14 protein-coding genes are annotated in these 16,503 nt (G+C 42.7%); 8 read left to right on the top strand and 6 right to left on the bottom strand.

What is annotated here, in order from left to right; genetic code table 11:
• The first annotated feature begins 7 nt into the window (after positions 1-7).
• The 4 genes from FHS57_RS04180 to FHS57_RS04165 are packed head-to-tail and all read left to right on the top strand — an operon-like array spanning position 8 to position 4,750.
• Positions 8-1,804: a hypothetical protein gene (locus FHS57_RS04180; RefSeq protein WP_183971623.1), complete on the top strand. Its 1,797-nt coding sequence runs from the start codon at positions 8-10 to the stop codon at positions 1,802-1,804.
• A 12-nt stretch (positions 1,805-1,816) separates the two neighbouring features.
• Positions 1,817-2,578, top strand: a complete 762-nt coding sequence (locus FHS57_RS04175; protein WP_183971622.1) for a glycosyltransferase family 2 protein — start codon at positions 1,817-1,819, stop codon at positions 2,576-2,578.
• Between the two features lie 10 nt (positions 2,579-2,588).
• The gene (locus FHS57_RS04170) at positions 2,589-3,986 is read left to right on the top strand and encodes an O-antigen ligase family protein (RefSeq protein WP_183971621.1); all 1,398 of its coding nucleotides are present in this window, start codon (positions 2,589-2,591) and stop codon (positions 3,984-3,986) included.
• The gene (locus FHS57_RS04165; RefSeq protein WP_183971620.1) at positions 3,983-4,750 is read left to right on the top strand and encodes a glycosyltransferase family 2 protein; all 768 of its coding nucleotides are present in this window, start codon (positions 3,983-3,985) and stop codon (positions 4,748-4,750) included. The genes FHS57_RS04170 and FHS57_RS04165 overlap by 4 nt, the downstream gene beginning before the upstream one ends.
• A gap of 74 nt (positions 4,751-4,824) precedes the next feature.
• Here the strand turns inward: FHS57_RS04165 and FHS57_RS04160 are convergent, their stop codons facing one another.
• Genes FHS57_RS04160 through FHS57_RS04150 form a run of 3 tightly spaced genes read right to left on the bottom strand, consistent with a single transcriptional unit; the run spans position 4,825 to position 6,759 of the window.
• On the bottom strand, positions 4,825-5,652 hold the full coding sequence (locus FHS57_RS04160) for a Ca2+-dependent phosphoinositide-specific phospholipase C (protein ID WP_183971619.1): 828 nt from the start codon (positions 5,650-5,652) through the stop codon (positions 4,825-4,827).
• Positions 5,653-5,689: 37 nt separating this feature from the next.
• Complete coding sequence (locus tag FHS57_RS04155; protein ID WP_122929438.1) at positions 5,690-6,202, bottom strand: hypothetical protein; 513 nt, start codon at positions 6,200-6,202, stop codon at positions 5,690-5,692.
• A gap of 23 nt (positions 6,203-6,225) precedes the next feature.
• Positions 6,226-6,759: a hypothetical protein gene (locus FHS57_RS04150; protein ID WP_183971618.1), complete on the bottom strand. Its 534-nt coding sequence runs from the start codon at positions 6,757-6,759 to the stop codon at positions 6,226-6,228.
• Positions 6,760-7,070: 311 nt separating this feature from the next.
• On the opposite strand from FHS57_RS04150, the gene FHS57_RS04145 reads away from it, so the two are divergent.
• The 4 genes from FHS57_RS04145 to FHS57_RS04130 are packed head-to-tail and all read left to right on the top strand — an operon-like array spanning position 7,071 to position 9,686.
• The gene (locus tag FHS57_RS04145; protein WP_183971617.1) at positions 7,071-7,562 is read left to right on the top strand and encodes a hypothetical protein; all 492 of its coding nucleotides are present in this window, start codon (positions 7,071-7,073) and stop codon (positions 7,560-7,562) included.
• Between the two features lie 18 nt (positions 7,563-7,580).
• The gene (locus FHS57_RS04140; RefSeq protein WP_221225539.1) at positions 7,581-8,231 is read left to right on the top strand and encodes a hypothetical protein; all 651 of its coding nucleotides are present in this window, start codon (positions 7,581-7,583) and stop codon (positions 8,229-8,231) included.
• The gene (locus FHS57_RS04135) at positions 8,207-9,007 is read left to right on the top strand and encodes a sensor histidine kinase (protein WP_183971616.1); all 801 of its coding nucleotides are present in this window, start codon (positions 8,207-8,209) and stop codon (positions 9,005-9,007) included. The genes FHS57_RS04140 and FHS57_RS04135 overlap by 25 nt, the downstream gene beginning before the upstream one ends.
• A 4-nt stretch (positions 9,008-9,011) precedes the next feature.
• Positions 9,012-9,686, top strand: a complete 675-nt coding sequence (locus FHS57_RS04130; RefSeq protein WP_183971615.1) for a response regulator transcription factor — start codon at positions 9,012-9,014, stop codon at positions 9,684-9,686.
• 56 nt (positions 9,687-9,742) lie between these two features.
• On the opposite strand, the gene FHS57_RS04125 is transcribed toward FHS57_RS04130, so the two are convergent.
• The 3 genes from FHS57_RS04125 to FHS57_RS04115 form a co-directional block, all read right to left on the bottom strand.
• Positions 9,743-14,467 (bottom strand): T9SS type A sorting domain-containing protein, encoded by a 4,725-nt coding sequence (locus tag FHS57_RS04125; RefSeq protein ID WP_183971614.1) that lies wholly within the window; start codon positions 14,465-14,467, stop codon positions 9,743-9,745.
• A gap of 111 nt (positions 14,468-14,578) precedes the next feature.
• Positions 14,579-15,133 carry a DinB family protein gene (locus tag FHS57_RS04120; protein WP_183971613.1) on the bottom strand — a complete coding sequence of 185 codons (555 nt, stop codon included), beginning with the start codon at positions 15,131-15,133 and terminating at the stop codon, positions 14,579-14,581.
• Positions 15,134-15,242: 109 nt separating this feature from the next.
• Positions 15,243-16,301 carry a saccharopine dehydrogenase family protein gene (locus FHS57_RS04115; RefSeq protein WP_183971612.1) on the bottom strand — a complete coding sequence of 353 codons (1,059 nt, stop codon included), beginning with the start codon at positions 16,299-16,301 and terminating at the stop codon, positions 15,243-15,245.
• Positions 16,302-16,503: the final 202 nt, after the last annotated feature.

The following is a 16,503-nucleotide window of genomic DNA, read 5'->3' as shown; positions in this document are numbered from 1 at the left end:
ATCCTCCATGCCCTCCTTTCTGTACCTTGAGCAATACTTTTTTTTGAGCAACTTTTTGGTTGGACTGGCATTTTTTTGGGCGGTTTATGGCTGGGGTTTAGCCTTTTTAGATTTGTTTGGGATTTATTTACCCACTCCCTTAAAACAAATCATTGCGGTTATTTTGGGTTTTTTAGCCGTAAGTCTTACTGTTCAGTTGCTCGCCTTTGGTTTTTGGCTAACGCCTCTGGCAATCAACGTGCTGTATGGAATACTCGCGGCGGGTCTTGCCTATTCAGTAAGCCGTTTTAGTTTTTATTTTAAAACCTCAAAAATCACCTTTTCAACCCCACAATTAATCTTAGCTGGCGTTGGTTTCATTTGTCTATTGCCCATTTTCATATACGCCTTGTTGCCTTCTACCAAAATTGACGAACTGTTTTATCATCAGTTGGTGGCGCAACGAATTGTGATGGATGGTGGACTTATTTTCTATCGCCAACCTTGGGAAGCCGCCATTCCTCCGCATCTTATTTACAATTTTTCGCAAGTTCCGCTTGTCAGTCTTGGGTTTACCGATGCCCCCAATGTGGTAAGTTTTTGCTTTTTGGGATTATTTCTCTGGTCAATATACCAATGGATGCGCCAAGCAGAAACACCTGTGTTTTGGATAAGCATAGGTTTATCTTTGTCTTGCTTAGGCATGTATCGCTTGGTTTTTACTTCCGCAGGAAGCCATCATTTTGGAGATTTAGCCGCATTTGCAGCTTTTTATCTCACCCTTAATTTTTCGCAACTTTCCCAAACGCAGTCGGTTAAAAGTCTGCTGAGCGGAATTGGTTTACTTTTACCCGCAATTCTGGGTGCCAAAATGTCGCTTGCACCTTATGCGGCGTTGGTTGGTTTAGCAGCAATCTTTGAATTGTATCAACAAAAACAATTTTCTGTTCGGAATCTGTTGTTACTCCTTTGGCCAACCCTGGTATTTTACCTACCTATCGTCATTTGGACGTATGCACAAACCCATTCACCTTTCGGTTTAATCTTATCTCAATACTTCGATACTACACTCATAGACAAGCACTTACTTGCTTCAACTTTACAAGCAGAAGTCGTTAATACTCCTACTTTTTTAGAACATACTCAAACCGCACTGTTGCACTTTCCATACCTTGTTTTGGGTTCGTTTGTTGTGTTTGGTTGGAGCAATTACCCTCGGCGTGATAAAATTAAAATGTACCTCATCGCCATTTTATTTTTATTGATTCTGTACAAATTCGACTTGCTTTACAGCCCACGCTTTTGGGGGAATTTACCGTTGTGTTTTTTCATAGCAACCCTACTTTCTCTGCCACAATGGGCTACAAAACCAACATATTTTTACCTCAAAGCAGGTTTAATTTTTGTAGCTGTACTTCCCTATCTCGGCATGACGTACTTGTATTTGTACAATTTACGACCTTTTCCGCTTACCACAGCGCAGCGCACACATTTTTACCATCGTTTTTTGCCCCTATATGACGACTTTCGGGCACTTGATAACATCCTTCCTACAAATGCGTGTTTATACACCCAAGAAAGGATAAATCTTGTTCACGCCCCTCGTCGTATCTTTCGCGATAGCCTTGATGTCTGCGATTGTCCATCGGTTTATGCACTAGAATTTAGATATAAACCGTTGTCATTTCCACTTTCGATACAACACCGCAACTACCGCACTGGCAAAATCATATACCAAAATCCAACATCTGTCATTTCCACATACCGAACCCCAAATAAAAAGCCCAAAACAGAGCACCTGACGGTATATGAACTACGGCCATAAAGTAAGCAACGTATGAGTTTTCCTACCCAAACCACAGAGCCTCGCATAAGTATTGTCACCGTTTGTCTCAATGCCGCGGCACATTTGACGACCACCATTCAGAGTGTTGTAAGTCAAACCTACCCAAACATTGAATACATCGTTATTGATGGACAATCGACCGACGGGACCTTGGATATACTTAAAAAGTACGAAACAAGCATTACAAAATGGGTCAGCGAAAAAGACAAGGGAATTTATGATGCGATGAACAAAGGCATACAAATGAGTACGGGTGATGCCATCTTGCTATTAAATGCTGGGGATTTTCTTCAACCCAATGCCATTGAAGAAATGGTGCAAAGGGCACAGGGAAACGTGAATAACAAAATCATTTGCTGCGACTGGGTCGTATTTTTTTTAAATTCGACCAAAAAGATACACCGCCAAGCTGAATTTAATTTTAACCGAAAAAATGGTATTTGTCACCAAGGGACACTCATTGGCCGCGAGATTTACCGTACTTTTGGGGGCTATGACACGTCTTATCGTTACGTAGCCGACTATGAATTTTACCTAAGAGTGTGGACCATCACCCCAAGCGTCTTTGTCCGTGCTCCACAATACTTAGCCAATTTTATGTTCGAGGGTTTTACCACCAAAGGGATACGGAAAAGTAACATTGAACGTTGGAAAGTAATAGAACGGTACTTTTCGTGGAAAGAATCATGGTATCTACGTTTGACTACTATGGCCGCCATTATGGTCCGAACGTTGAAAGCTGTGACTAGTTAAAAGGGTGTTAATGAGAGAACTGCTTTACCAATTAGCTTATTTGCGGACACAACTGACACAATTAGAAAAACTATTTGTGTGGGCAATTCTCTTCGTTTCAGTCGATGGCTTTCCACTTTTACCACTCAACAACGAAAACAGACCCCTATCTACCGTTATTTTGCTGGTTTACTGGATTTTGCAAAAATTAAAATCCAGAAGTATTTCTGTCTTTGAAATCCGTTTATGGCTAGGACTCTTGGTACTCCTACTATTCACTTTTGCTAAAGCCTACTTTGTTTACCACGATTTTCGGGGACTCTTCAAGTTTTGTATCACGGGCACCTTATCAGTGATTACCATTGCTACTTGCCGCCATTTTTTGAAAGGTTTGCTCGAACGGTTTTCTACCACTGAAGTTATTCGACTCCTGACCTATAGCCTCATTTTATCTTCTGTTCTTCCAATTGGCATTGGTTACGTTCAGTTTTTTGCTATTCAAGGGCTACTACCCATGCCCATTGCCAATTTATTTACCAGTTTATTCAGCTATCGCCCCTTACTCGACCGTCCGCAACTTACCACTACCGAAGCCTCCCACGCGGCCACTTATGTGCTAATTGTACTCTTTTGGGTCTATTCATTTTATCACGACAACCCTACCTTTCGACGTATCTATCTAACCGTTTTATTCGTATTATTTTTGTTGATAAGCTCCTCGATTGGGTACGTAGCATTTATTGGTAGCTTATTTATATACTGGCTATTTTGCACCAAAGTCAATTTTCGGAGGTTATTTTCTAACGTGAGCGTTGGTCTTATTTTTATCGGGTTAGCCTATTCACTTAGAGATTATTTTCTTATCGAATACACGGTTCATCACCTCAGTATCGTAGGTGATTTGCTAAGTAGCTTTAGTGCCGATAGACTCACTTATTGGCTACAAGAAGATTATTCTTTTCTCGAACGTTTTGGAACGCCGTTACTGGGTTTTCTGTCGCTCTATGATTCTTCTTTTTTAGGAATTGGCGGAGAAAGTTTCTATTACATTTTCCCACAACTGATGTCCGATTACTTCCCCAATATGCTCACCAATCCACTATTATCTGAAAGGATGCAGTTGGATGCCCATTTTACTGTTAAATTTTTACCCGCCAAGATTGCTTCCGAATTCGGGATTTGGGGATTTTTGTTATTTATGTGGTTTTATGTTTCTACTTTCAATAAAATTAACCATTTTCAAAAAGAATTTAATAATCCTACCTACCGTGGATTATGCCTTTGCTTTATTTATACAATGATTAGTACGTATATGTGTAGCTACTTCAACTTCATCGTCATTCTAGTATTTGTCGTTACGCCTTACTTATATTTTGATGATTTTGAAGCTGTAATCCATAACACCCCTACCCTACCTCTTGGCCAATGATTTCTATCATTACAGCAGCTTATAACTGTGAAAAATACTTAGGACAAGCCATTGACTCCGTCATTGCCCAAACATTTCAAGATTGGGAAATGCTGATTGTCGATGACGTATCGACTGACAGAACAACTGAAATTGCCCAAAAATACGCCAAAAATGACCCCCGAATCAGGCTTATTTGTAGTCACCAGAAATTATACTCAGCTGGAGCGCGCAACTTAGGCACCCAACATGCCGCTGGTAGCTATATTGCTTTTTTAGATGCTGACGACTGCTGGCTACCCCAAAAATTAGAAATTCAGTATGAGTTCATGCAAAAAAATAACCATGCCTTGAGCGTTACTTCTTATCAAACATTTAACCACGAAGGCCAAATTCATCCTCACATTCTGAAAGTTAAACCGATCATAAAATACCACGATTTTTTTTATTCTAATCCCATCGGCTGCCTGACAGTCATGTACGACAGAAACAAAGTAGGTAACTTATATTTTCCAACCGATCTTTTTTTTCAGGAAGACTATGTGCTGTGGGCCAAAACTTTGCAACAAACAAAGTATCATTTTTATGGCATCGACATCCCCTTGGCTTTCTATCGTTTACATCCCCACAACAAATCATGGAATAAGTGGAAAGTAGCGCAGTACCATTGGGCAACAGTTTATCGACGTTGTTTTAACTGGAATTTCTTTCAAAAGCTATACTATTTTACATTTTACATCATAATCAATCTGCGAAAATACTATTACCTACGCCCTTTGAAATAAGCACTGGAAGTCAATAAACGCAAAAAGCGACTTGAAATCTCTCCAAGTCGCTTTTTGCAAACGGTTAACTATTTCTACAAATGCGTTTGGGCCGCATATAAATCCCGTGGTGATACCTCCGCCCAAGAGTAATCTGACACTTTGTCGGTCGCTAAAATATTCGCTCCCATGCCCATTGCCTTGTCCCAATCGCCCTCACTGTCCACGTCATAGACGCGAATCAAGATTTTTTTCTGCATCAAATCATTAAAATCAGCTTGTTTTCCGCTGCCTGACTTTACGTTATAGACAACCCTCGAATTTGGGACAGTTAGCTGGTCTGCGTTGTCACAATCGGCAAAACAGATACGCTGCGAACGGTTTTTTCGATAATACACTTTCTTCCAATCTTCGTTGCCACTCAGGCAAAAGATAAAATGATTTTTTAACGAGCCAAGGGTGGGCCAGCCTTGTGCCTGGACTACATCTGAGAGTTTGTTGGAATCTGTTAAACCTGGAAAAAGGTCATGTGGTGTTTTTATCAATTCACGACCAAAATAGGTTGTCAGATAGTTATCTATTTCATCTGGAAATAGCCCTTCATCACCTTGGTCACTTTTGATGTCCAACATAACCCAAATTACATCGTGGCCAGGGTTTTTGGTATGCCAATCTGATAATTGATCCAAATACACAGATAATTTTGGCCCTCCATTCGTCGCATGATTCACGGTAAAATACCCATCATTCATCGAATCACTTGAATGTCGCCAAATGTCGAGTTCTATCCCTCTGCATCCACATTGATAGATGGGAGATTTCAAGGTAAGTTGTTCTGAAAGGCTTTCCTTCCGATCGTACGAATTGTGCGATGCTTTAAACACCACGTTTTGAAACGGGGTACTGTCTTGTAAACTTGCCATAACGTTGAGTAAAGATAAAAATGAAACCAATTGATAATTAAACACTAACTGCTGCCGCCATGCTGTAAAGATTCACTTTGGCTATGTGTGGAATTTTTTTGCGACCATCGGTACTTCCATTAATACCATAATCGTCTTTGATGTGCGCCTGTATTTGGTCGTGAATTTGATCAGGAATGTCACCTGTTGTGATAATATCGGTTTGAATGGGGTCTTCGTTTTTCATTTGCACAAACGCCTGAGCATAACAAATCACTCCAACGGCGTTGTAGCAGGCCATCAAGATCAAATGGTCGTCTTGGTTATCTCCGCGAATATGGTCGATTTTGGTAGAAACCAACAGACCAGAATTGCCTTCCATCTTGGTCAATTCTTGGCGCCACGTACGGTAGTTGTGATCATCGTCGTACGAGTATTCTACCACCAAGTTAAAATCAGAATCATCTTTTGAATCTTTGTAAAACCAGCCATGGTTTGTGCTGCTATGTTTTACATCTACGTCATCGTAGGTATCTAAAGTCGAGCTAAAAGTATCATAGTTGAAGTTCATGACAATAGGAAGTTAAGGGTGAATTAAACAGATACCGAATTAGTGAGGCGAATGATACTGTGACAAACCACAGGGATGAAGTACATACGTCCTCCGTTGTCACTCCATTTCACCACAATTTTGGAAATATCGTTGTACGCTTTGCAACATACGTCGAATACTTCTTTTGTTCCTTCGGCTACTTCTTCCGAAATTCCTGCTGTTTCAAAAGCACCCAGTAAACCCGCTACGTCAAAGGCAATATCGACGGCCTTGATGAGTGTTTCTGGAATTTGGTACCCGTCATTTCCAGCTTCCCACGTATAACTTACGCTCGATAAATGGGCTTTATCGTCATAATTGAGAACAAGTATCACGTGGTCATCGGTTGCCCCTCCCCTGATATGGTCAAGCTGAACCGTCATTTGCATCGTCGTTGATGTTTTAACGACATTGGTTGGATAATAAACCCGATAGTTTGAGTCTTCCACTTTGTACTCAATTGCGGTACCGTCATTGGTTTCTTCGCAATCAGGATAAAACGACCGAAAAGTGGTCTTGTTAAATGTGTAGTTCATAACGTGAAAAGTTAATAGTTTAAAATTTTGAAGAGTTTTTCATAACGTTGGGTAAAATTATGTTGAGCAATTAACCATGACTTAGTTGTTTAAGCCGATACAAAATTGAAAAACATCTACCGCCTCCGTATCCGTTAAAATACCCTTTTTTCAAAACGGGCATTTTAACCTATACCAACCCCGTAATTTTACCTATATACCAAAAACAGGCATTTTTACCTATAATTCTAGCTGGGGAAGCCCCTAGATTTGTACGTTTTCTTTATATTTAGATTTTTCAATCAATCATCCCTCAACTTAAAAAAAGACTCATGAGTACGCACGTAACCAAAGACCAAGAAAACGAATGGCAATCAGTAGCAGTACCCCTAGCCGACGCCCAGTCGTGGGTATCAAACTGGATCAATGCCAACCCTGCCAATGACCCTGATTTTAAACCTTCAGACATACGCGCATTTGTAGTTCGCCGTGCCGATTTTGTTGAAGCCCTTGCTCAACCTGACACCGAATATGCCCGTATCTATATTGGACTTAAACCAAACCCTGACACAAAACTTGGGTATGAACCTTGTATTATCATTGCAAGTGCAGCGGTAAAAGGGACAACCATTAAAGATTATGACGGCGATGACAAAGATGTCATCATTGATTTGATTGGAGAGCAAACAGTCTATGATATAGCTACAGGGAAAGAAGTTCGAGGTGATTACCAAGTTTTCGATGTGAGTCGCCCTTGTCCGCCTATTTGCGACCCCAAAAGCCCTCTTTTTATACCAGCTCCTGACGGCTCATCTTGCGATTAAAAATTAGCTATAAAATAAATGATACAAGATTTCTTGACATGGATGCTCTATCATACGATTTACTTCTTGATATTTCCAATCGGAATTGCACTTTACCGATATAGATTTATTAAGAAAGAACGTACGTACGTCATTGCATTTCTAGGTCTTGGACTTTTAACGGAGTTAACTGCCACGTGGTTTAGTGAAGTATTTGGCACCAATTTACCCATACTTCATTTATATACTGTGTTAGAATTTAACCTCATTGCGTTATTTTATTTTAGCTTTTTTGGCTATTTCTATAGTCGTCGTTTAGTGCCTAGTTTGATGGTTTTCTTTACGGGATTTGCTGTGTTGAACTCCTTGTTTATTCAAAAAATCACGGAGTTCAACACCTATTCTCGGGGATTAGAAGCCCTTTTGGTGATTATTTTTTCGCTTTTATGTTTTTACAAACTATTGATTGAACTTAGTTCTAAAAACCCTACTCAACAACCCATTTTTTGGATAAACACGGGTTTCTTGCTCTACTTTGCGGGCAACCTCGTTTTGTTTATCCTAAGCAACGTCATTTTAAAAGAAAATAAAGCTTTCAATTACATGTCGTGGGGGTTACATTCGTGCCTGATAGCCCTTTTGTACATCTTAATTGGAATAGGTTTATGGAACAGTCCTCATCAGAAGTAGATTTATACCTTGCTATTTTCGGTGGGTCGTTTGTGATGATTTTACTGGTAGGTTGCGTGGTAGGGTTTATTGTACTTTACCAACGCCGTCTATTTCGTCAAGAATTAAACTATAGAAAAATGGAACTTAAATACCAACAAGAACTCATCAACAGTACGTTGGAGGGGATTGAGTCGGAGCGAAAACGGCTTGCCCGTGATTTGCACGACGAAATTGGGGCTGCACTCTCGGCCATGCGCTTGTTGGTAGGCCAAATGCCTGCTGAGTCAAAAATTTCGCCCGAAATCGTTTCCTTAACCAAAAAATACAAAGAACTGATTGACGCAACCATTGATAGCGTTCGACGTATCTCTAACGACCTACTCCCCAGCGGATTAGAAGAGTTTGGATTGAGTTATGCCATCGAAGGGTTGTGCGAAAAATCGCTTGAACTGACTGAGGCCGACATCGACTGGCAAATTGAGGACATTCCCGAAGCCAGCGTTTCGCTCAACTTGATGTTGTACCGACTTGTGCAAGAATTGCTCAATAATACCATTAAATACGCACAAGCAACTCAAATTCAGATTACAGTTCAAAAGCAAAACACCCAACTTACCCTACTTTACATCGACAACGGGCGCGGTTTTGATTTTGACGAGGCTTATCGCAAAAAAAGCTTAGGTCTTAAAAATATCGAAACTCGTGCCCGTATGTTTGATGGTACATTGCAGTTTATTACCCAACCCAATCAAGGGACCAAAGTGACCGTTAACGTTCCTCTTTCCGCATACTAATTCTATGGCAAACATCCGCGTAGCCATTACCGACGACCAAGTACTTTTTCGGCGCGGAATGGCGTCAATTATCAATACTTTTGAGAATATTTCGATTGTGTTAGAGGCTGATAACGGCCGTATTCTACTTGATTCGCTTCAAAATTTTGAACCCATTCCCGACGTGGTCTTGCTTGATTTGTCGATGCCTGAGTTGAATGGAATTGAAACCACCAAGCTCCTCCACGTACACTATCCTTCTATCAAAATAATTATACTTTCGGTCTATGGCGAAGACCGTTTTGTAACTCATTTGATGGAACTGGGGGTAAATGCCTATCTTTTCAAAAACGTTGAGCCTGAAGAAGTAGAACGAGCCATTCGGACAGTTATTGACAAAGATTTTTACTTCAACGAGGCGTTTCTGAACGCCATGAAAAATCGGCTGACGAATAAGCGTCAAAAAATTACGCTCACCGATAACATCCCTTCTACCCTCACGTCACGGGAAATGGAAGTACTTAGCCTCATTTGTAAACAACGAACTGCCCAAGAAATTGCCGACCAACTTTTTATTAGCGTTCGTACTGTCGATGGGCATCGCAACAATTTGCTCGAAAAAACGGGCGCTCGTAACTCAGCGGGTTTGGTTCTTTTTGCCATCAAACACAGGCTCATTGACCCAACCGAGCTTTTATAACAACAAGACCCGCCGTAGCGGGCCTTGTTAATTCATTTTGGTAAAATCCAACTCTTTTACGGCATCTTCACCACTTTCAGGGTAGTTTGTTGATTGTTGGCAACAACTTTTAAGAAATAAACTCCTGACTCAAGTCCTTCAGTAGCCATTTCTTCACGGTGATTATTGGTATCGGGCACAAATTGACGACTCAAAATTTCACGGCCCGAAACGTCGGTCAGTGTTGTTTGCACCGACTGCCCCTTGCGGTCTTGCACCTGAAGACGGAGGATATTTGTAACTGGATTGGGGAGAACTGTAGCAAATGCTTGCTCCTTACCCCCTGCCATTTGCCCCTTGCTTTTTGCCCCTTCACTCACTGCTACCTGCTGATTGCTCTCTGCTGTCCGCGCTCCTCCGACACCTACTCCATCTTTGGACTGAATTCTGAACCAGTATTCTTGATACGCCAACACGTTGCCTTGTGGCTTACGGGTAGCAGGATAAATGCTTCTCCATCCTTTCATGTCCCAATAACGCACACTCAATTTGTACAAACCTTTCGGTAGCCCAGCGTCATAAACGTTCCCGCCACTTCCATTGTCCTCATAAAAACCATACGCGGGATGATTGGGTCCGTAAAGCTCCGTCCAGCCTTCGCGGTTGGCATACATAAAGTACGGGGCATTGTTTTCATGGGTATTGTACGAACGAATGACGCCCATTTCTGGCGTTGCCAACAAATCAAAAGTCAATGAGCCACCTGTACCTAAGCCACAAGCATCCACGTTGATTGTCCAGTAACGAGGCGCGGTTTTATTGGTATTTTCGACAAAATACAACGTCGGATTTTGCTGCGTACTTTGCTCCAATTCTGCCCCACCATCTCGGCCAATAAAGTTACTTTTCCAGTCATCGCGGTTGTTTGTTGGCTTTACTGCCGACTGACTTTGGCCTAGATTAATCAGCGTCAACACAAAAGCATTCCAGCGTATGTCCTGATGCGCACTTTCCAAACTTTGGCAACCTCCTTCAAAAATGCACTTGGCCCAATAAGACTGCTTTGTTACGTTGTTAAACGATACGTCGAAACTTGGCGATGTCACGCCTGTATTCCAAAAAGTACTACTGCCAGCGGGACAATTGGCCGAGACAGTCACAGTAGTCCCCATACAAACTGAGGCTTGACTTACCGTTACGATTGGAGCAATATGAACTGGGTTTACGGTGAATGTTACGACGTTACTTTTTCCACTCAAGCACCCATTTTCGGTCTGGCAGCGTGCATAATACGAAGTAGTCACCGCTGGAATCGTCGTAGGAAGGTTAGGAAGTGCGGCCTCCGTGAGGGCATTGTACCATACCGTTTTCAAGTTTCCGCACGAAGCTTGTCCACTAAAATTTGCGCCCGCTTGACAGCTTACGGTTGATGACAGTGCCGCAGTTGGCGCCGCTGGCATCGCTACCAATTTTAAGCGCATCACCCCCGACTCACTTTCAACGCACGAAGCCGTTCCGTCCGATTTTCGGCAACGCACACGGTAATTGTGAAACTGATTGTTTATCAAAGCCGCTGGGATTGTGGCGCTATACTCACCCCCATCAACTGAGTAAACAACCACCTCTCCAACCGCACAAGTGACATGAAATAATAGCCCTTGGCTGGCCGAGCTACACACTTCCTTGGTTTCACCAGCCACAACGTTGACACCATCCGCCGTCAGAGAAACCGCTTGAGGAACAGAAGCACGCTGGTTGATTGTAACCTCCATTGGACTTGTAAACGTAGCGGGACAATTAATATCACAGGCGGCTTGGTAACGGTAAGGTTGGTTATTAGACAATTGGGAAGCTGGTGAGGTGCCTGACCAATCGCTCCAAGCGCCATTGCCAACTTGCACACGCCAAATAACAGACGAACCCGAAACGCACAAACCCGAAACCGTAAACTGTAAAAGGTTCACAGGATTCGAATCAGTATCACAAAAAACGTGAGAAGTTCCTTCATTAACAGTCGTTTGTTGCACAGAAAGAGTTATGCGAGGGGCACCCACCACCGAAATTTTGGCAGTTGTATTACTCACTGTTCCAGTGCAACCATTGGCATCCGTCACACTTACCAACGTATAAGTAAATACCCCTGTGGTGCTGGTTGGGACTGATACCGTTGAAGTTGTGGCCGTTTGGTTTGGTTCTCCATTGAGCGAGTAAACAAAAGTATATGGGCTCGTTCCACCCGTCGCTGAAAAAGTTACCGATGGTGACGGTGAATTTTTACAAACTTCACTGTTTCCCGAAATACTCGCATTGATGGGCTCATTGAACACGATAGCCGCACTTCCTTCCATACCAATGTTACAATTGCCCAATGATGCTTCAACGGTATATATTCCACTCGTCGCCACTCCTGCAAACTTTATTCCTTTGCCCGTGCCAGCTACATTTGAGCTTAAAATCACCGCATTATCTTTGACTAACGAATACGAAACACCTGTTTCCGAATTACTCAATGAAATAACTACCTCATTTCCTGCACAATAACTTCCTCCTCCGCTTACGGTAAAACGAGTTGGTGTTGTTTCAATTTTCACTGTTTTGGTTGAAAAAGTGGCTGAACATCCGCCGACTGTGCGCGTTGCGACAACGGTGTACGTTCCAGCAATCGCTATTTTTCCAAACGAAATTGCACTTCCCGTGCCTTCAATGGGGGCGTTTACATTGTCATCTCCTTTCTTTAATTGGTATTTTACTCCCGTTTCAGAATTAGCTAACCCTATCTCAACGCCATCTCCACCAGCGCAAAAACTCCCCCCGCCAGTTACTTCAAAAGCCGTTGGGGTCACACACACCACCTCAGCAGGGCTCACTTTCGTGCTTATTTCATTACTGGTCGCCGAAGTAGAAGCGGCACAAGTAACATTGCTCGTCAAAACGCAGCTAATGACGTCACCATCTGCCAGTTGCGCATCCGTATAAGTAGTACTAGAAGTACCTACGTTTTGGTTATTTTTCTTCCATTGAAAACTCGGAGCATCGCCTCCATTGGTTGCTACTGCCGTGAAGTTTACAGTTGTTCCAGCAATGATACTGTTATCTGAGTCGTCCGATGAAATTACCACCGAAGCTGTCACCAGAGGCTTGATTGTTATTTCAAAAGAAAGGTAAGGTCGGCATGCAATTTCGGTCAACTGGGCATCTGTTACGTCAAGAATGGCATACACGTAATAGTTAACAGCAGCCCCCGTCGAATTGACTGGAAAAGTCAAGTCATTAAAACTGAGAAGATAGGGCGAACTTGCCCCCGTAGGCGTCAACGAACTCCCGAGCGAAGTACCTCCCGAATACATAGATGTACCTGTCTGTGCCGAGGTAAAATAGACAAGTTTTACATCCAAATCATTTCGAGTGGAAGTCAAGGAAACATCCGTCGAATTGTCACCTGAACATATTTCTACATTTGTACTGCTTGAAGCAATCAATGTTGGACAATTAAATGCTTCATCGTTGTCCGCAATTGTCACCGTCATTGCTGGCATAACAATTCCATTATAATTTGCATCTTCACTGCTAGTTGTATAGGTAATTGTTTCCGTATGAGTACCTTCAATTAGGACATCGTCCACCGCCGTAACTATCACTGTTTGAGCAATATTCCAGTTGGCAGGTGTAAAAACAACGCTTGTAGGATTGGTAGTTGTTTGTCCTCCAGGAGTGATGTTAATCGTAACATTCGCCATAGGTTCACTTTTGAGCACTATTGTATAGCTATCCGTTTCTGCCCCCTCTTTTACCTTCGTAGAACCTCCCGATTCTGTCAAAATAATACCTGAAACATCATTGTCAGTAATCGTAATCATTTGCGAAGTGGTTTCTCCCAAACTAACCCCCGAAGAAGGATTGATGACGGTAAGAGTGGCTATTTCGGTAGTTTCTGCAATAAAATCATCGACAACTTTGAAGGTGATACTTCCTGAGTTTTTACCATTCAGAATCGTTATTTTGGTTGCCGACAATGTGTAGTCGCCCGTTGTAACTCCCGTTCCCGAAACAGCTACTTCCACCGTTTGGTCGCCTGCTACATTAGAGTTGGTTGTTGCCGTCAAGGTTATTTCAGTTTTATCCGCTTCACTTCCCGAAGTGCTACTGGCTGCCAGGCTTACGGTTGGGGCAACCGTTCCTACGATTATCAAATCATTATCAGCCGCAATTGCCCCTGCACCAATTCGTAGCGTTCCTGTTAATCCAGGATTTGAGCCTGCATTAGCCGCCGAACCGTAACCATATAGCCGAAAAGTAATCGTACCCGCAACATTGGTCAACGCATTGGCAAAAGTAATTGTTTCCCAAAGAGGTTCGGTGGTCACTATCGCACCTCCCAAATCTGCCCCATAATTATCTACGCTGCTTCGTAAAGTGACTTTGTTTGGCCCCGTATTTGATGAGCGAAGTACAAGCCCAACCCCCGTCAGTTTTGCTTTATATCCGTCTGCAATGGTGAGGCTAAATTGGTAATAATCGTTGTTGGTAATTGCATCGGTCAGTGTGGTTGGCGCAGTAGAACTAAACCAGCCATTGGCATTGATAGACCCCGAAAATCCAAAGGCTGTGATACCAGCCCCACGGTTTAAAAGACCCGAATTGATACCAGTTGTAAGGGTTGAAGGGGTATTACTTGTTTGACTCCCCGTCGCTCCTGATAATTCCCAAACCACTAAGTTTTGGGAAAACACGAGTTGAACGTACAAAACCAACACAACGGTTAGCTTTATTCTTTGGCGGAACTTTAGTAAGCTTTGGTTCATGGGTAATTAATGGTTAAATAAAATACTATACATATATACATACTATACTAAAAACTCATAATTAAACCTACTAAAAATCAATTTAATAGGTTTAACATACCAAGATTATACCTACCAACCTACGTATCCTTCAGGAGTGACACCTTTCAGGCGTAAGTAACAAATCGCTTGTCCGCGGTGGTGAATAATATGGTTTTCCATGGCGTAGAAGAAACGCCACGCTTGAATTTTTCCACCTGCATACCCTTCATGACGAGCAAGTCGGTCGGCGGGAAGTTCGCCAACGACCTTTTCAACCCACGCATAAAAACCCTTCATTTCTTCGATGAGTTGGGCTTTTGAAAGTTTTTGCCAATCATTTTTGGTATCGTAAGGGTTAGGGATATCGAACCTTCCCGCAAATTGCATGGCAGTAAATACAATACAGTGCACAAACTGCCCGCGAAAAGTCATGGCTTCGGGGGTATAATGAAAGTCCAAATGCTCTTCGGGCATTTGCCCAATAATCGTCAAAGAATAGTCGAGCGAACGGCGCCAGGCCACGCTAAACTCTTCTTGAAACTCTTTTAACTCTTTTTTGGAACGTTCTTGTCCCAACACGGGGAGTGTTCCGCCTACTCCAACCAAGGCACGAAGTGCAGTCTGACGATTTATTTTTTTTGTCATGAGATTTTTAACTCGAATCTAGAAATGGTTTTTTATTAATGTTTTACAATCATATACGGAACTCTCTGTCTGAAAGTCACTTATAAGACACTATATTTTTAAATACGCATTATCGCTCTTTAAAAAAGCTACCATTGGTAGTCGCTAAAAAAGCTTCAAATGGTATTTCTTCTTGTTTGATAAATCCCTGCTGCGGCAATGTGCCATCGGCTACCATCTCTACCACTGCCGCTACCGAAGCCGCCGTTGTCCACGAGATAGCCCGCCAATGCACACCATCTATTTCTATGGGGTGATACGCCCGATAAAACTCTTCGCGCGCAAGCCCCTCGGCCTGCCAACCTTCCACAACGGCATAGACATACACGACGTCTTCTTTGACGGGTGGTTTGGCCGCAGTCAAGATTTCTTCCAACTGTTGACGGTTGTTTTTCAGGATTAGTTCGTACAGCATGAAGCGCATCAGCTTGGCATGACCTGGATAACGAATCGTCTTGTAGTTGAGGGTATCCACTTTTCCAAGGTAGGTTTCGCACATAGTTCCTAACCCTCCCGACGTGCTAAACGACTCAAACTCCTGCCCTTCAATGTTAATGACTTCGATACCATCCAACGACGACACCATTTTGCGCTCGCCGTTTTGAATCACTTCAGCGTCGTTGATGTATTCGTTGATAACTCCCGCAGGCGACCACGTAAAAGAATACCCCAGCAACCCATTGGGGTACCTTGGCAATGCTCCCACCCGAAGCTCAATATCACGCAAACGCTCGAAACGTTTGGCTAAATCAGCCCCCACAATTCCAATTAACCCTGGCGCCAATCCGCACTGCGGCGCCATCACAGCACGGTGAGTGTCGGCCATTTCTCTGATTGCCGTTGTGGTCGGAACATCTTCGGTGAGGTCAAAATAATGAATACCGTTTTTAAAGGCTGCACGCGCAATCGGTAAGTTGAGGTTGTAGGGCATACACGATACAACGGCGTCAAACTCCGACAAGGTACGTTCGATGAAGGCTTCGTCGGTCACATCGCCTTCAATCACCTCAAAAGCAAAGCTTCGGCTAGGCTTGCGCTTATCTAACCCTTTGACATTAAAACGCTTGTGGAGCAAAGTAGCCACCAATGAGCCCACTTTCCCCAAGCCAATGATTAATACATTTTGCATGGTAGTTTGTTGATTTTTGGAATGAAATTGGGAAGAAAAAGAGTTGCCCACAGAGGGGCTTTAACCTTGCTCGTTAGGGAACAAATGAACAAGCGCTACGTAAGTAGGCAAGTCGAGCGAGGTATTTTTTGAGGTCAGGATTCATTGTAAAGCAAATGTAAAAACCCTTACCTATTTTGGCAAGGGAATGTTAAAAATATCT

This window comes from Runella defluvii (assembly GCF_014195535.1).
GTDB lineage: Bacteria > Bacteroidota > Bacteroidia > Cytophagales > Spirosomataceae > Runella > Runella defluvii.
The sequence above is the reverse complement of the archived record's forward strand: the minus strand, read 5'-3'. Positions and strand labels throughout refer to the sequence as shown.

What these genes read in the sequence shown, in the direction of transcription:
- FHS57_RS04175 (WP_183971622.1), top strand. Translation starts at nt 1,817, where the DNA reads ATGAGTTTTCCTACCCAAACCACAGAGCCTCGCATAAGTATTGTCACC.
- FHS57_RS04170 (WP_183971621.1), top strand. Translation starts at nt 2,589, where the DNA reads ATGAGAGAACTGCTTTACCAATTAGCTTATTTGCGGACACAACTGACA.
- FHS57_RS04150 (WP_183971618.1), bottom strand. Translation starts at nt 6,759, where the DNA reads ATGAACTACACATTTAACAAGACCACTTTTCGGTCGTTTTATCCTGAT.
- FHS57_RS04180 (WP_183971623.1), top strand. Translation starts at nt 8, where the DNA reads ATGCCCTCCTTTCTGTACCTTGAGCAATACTTTTTTTTGAGCAACTTT.
- FHS57_RS04130 (WP_183971615.1), top strand. Translation starts at nt 9,012, where the DNA reads ATGGCAAACATCCGCGTAGCCATTACCGACGACCAAGTACTTTTTCGG.
- FHS57_RS04160 (WP_183971619.1), bottom strand. Translation starts at nt 5,652, where the DNA reads ATGGCAAGTTTACAAGACAGTACCCCGTTTCAAAACGTGGTGTTTAAA.
- FHS57_RS04135 (WP_183971616.1), top strand. Translation starts at nt 8,207, where the DNA reads ATGGAACAGTCCTCATCAGAAGTAGATTTATACCTTGCTATTTTCGGT.
- FHS57_RS04165 (WP_183971620.1), top strand. Translation starts at nt 3,983, where the DNA reads ATGATTTCTATCATTACAGCAGCTTATAACTGTGAAAAATACTTAGGA.
- FHS57_RS04145 (WP_183971617.1), top strand. Translation starts at nt 7,071, where the DNA reads ATGAGTACGCACGTAACCAAAGACCAAGAAAACGAATGGCAATCAGTA.
- FHS57_RS04115 (WP_183971612.1), bottom strand. Translation starts at nt 16,301, where the DNA reads ATGCAAAATGTATTAATCATTGGCTTGGGGAAAGTGGGCTCATTGGTG.
- FHS57_RS04140 (WP_221225539.1), top strand. Translation starts at nt 7,581, where the DNA reads ATGATACAAGATTTCTTGACATGGATGCTCTATCATACGATTTACTTC.
- FHS57_RS04125 (WP_183971614.1), bottom strand. Translation starts at nt 14,467, where the DNA reads ATGAACCAAAGCTTACTAAAGTTCCGCCAAAGAATAAAGCTAACCGTT.
- FHS57_RS04120 (WP_183971613.1), bottom strand. Translation starts at nt 15,133, where the DNA reads ATGACAAAAAAAATAAATCGTCAGACTGCACTTCGTGCCTTGGTTGGA.
- FHS57_RS04155 (WP_122929438.1), bottom strand. Translation starts at nt 6,202, where the DNA reads ATGAACTTCAACTATGATACTTTTAGCTCGACTTTAGATACCTACGAT.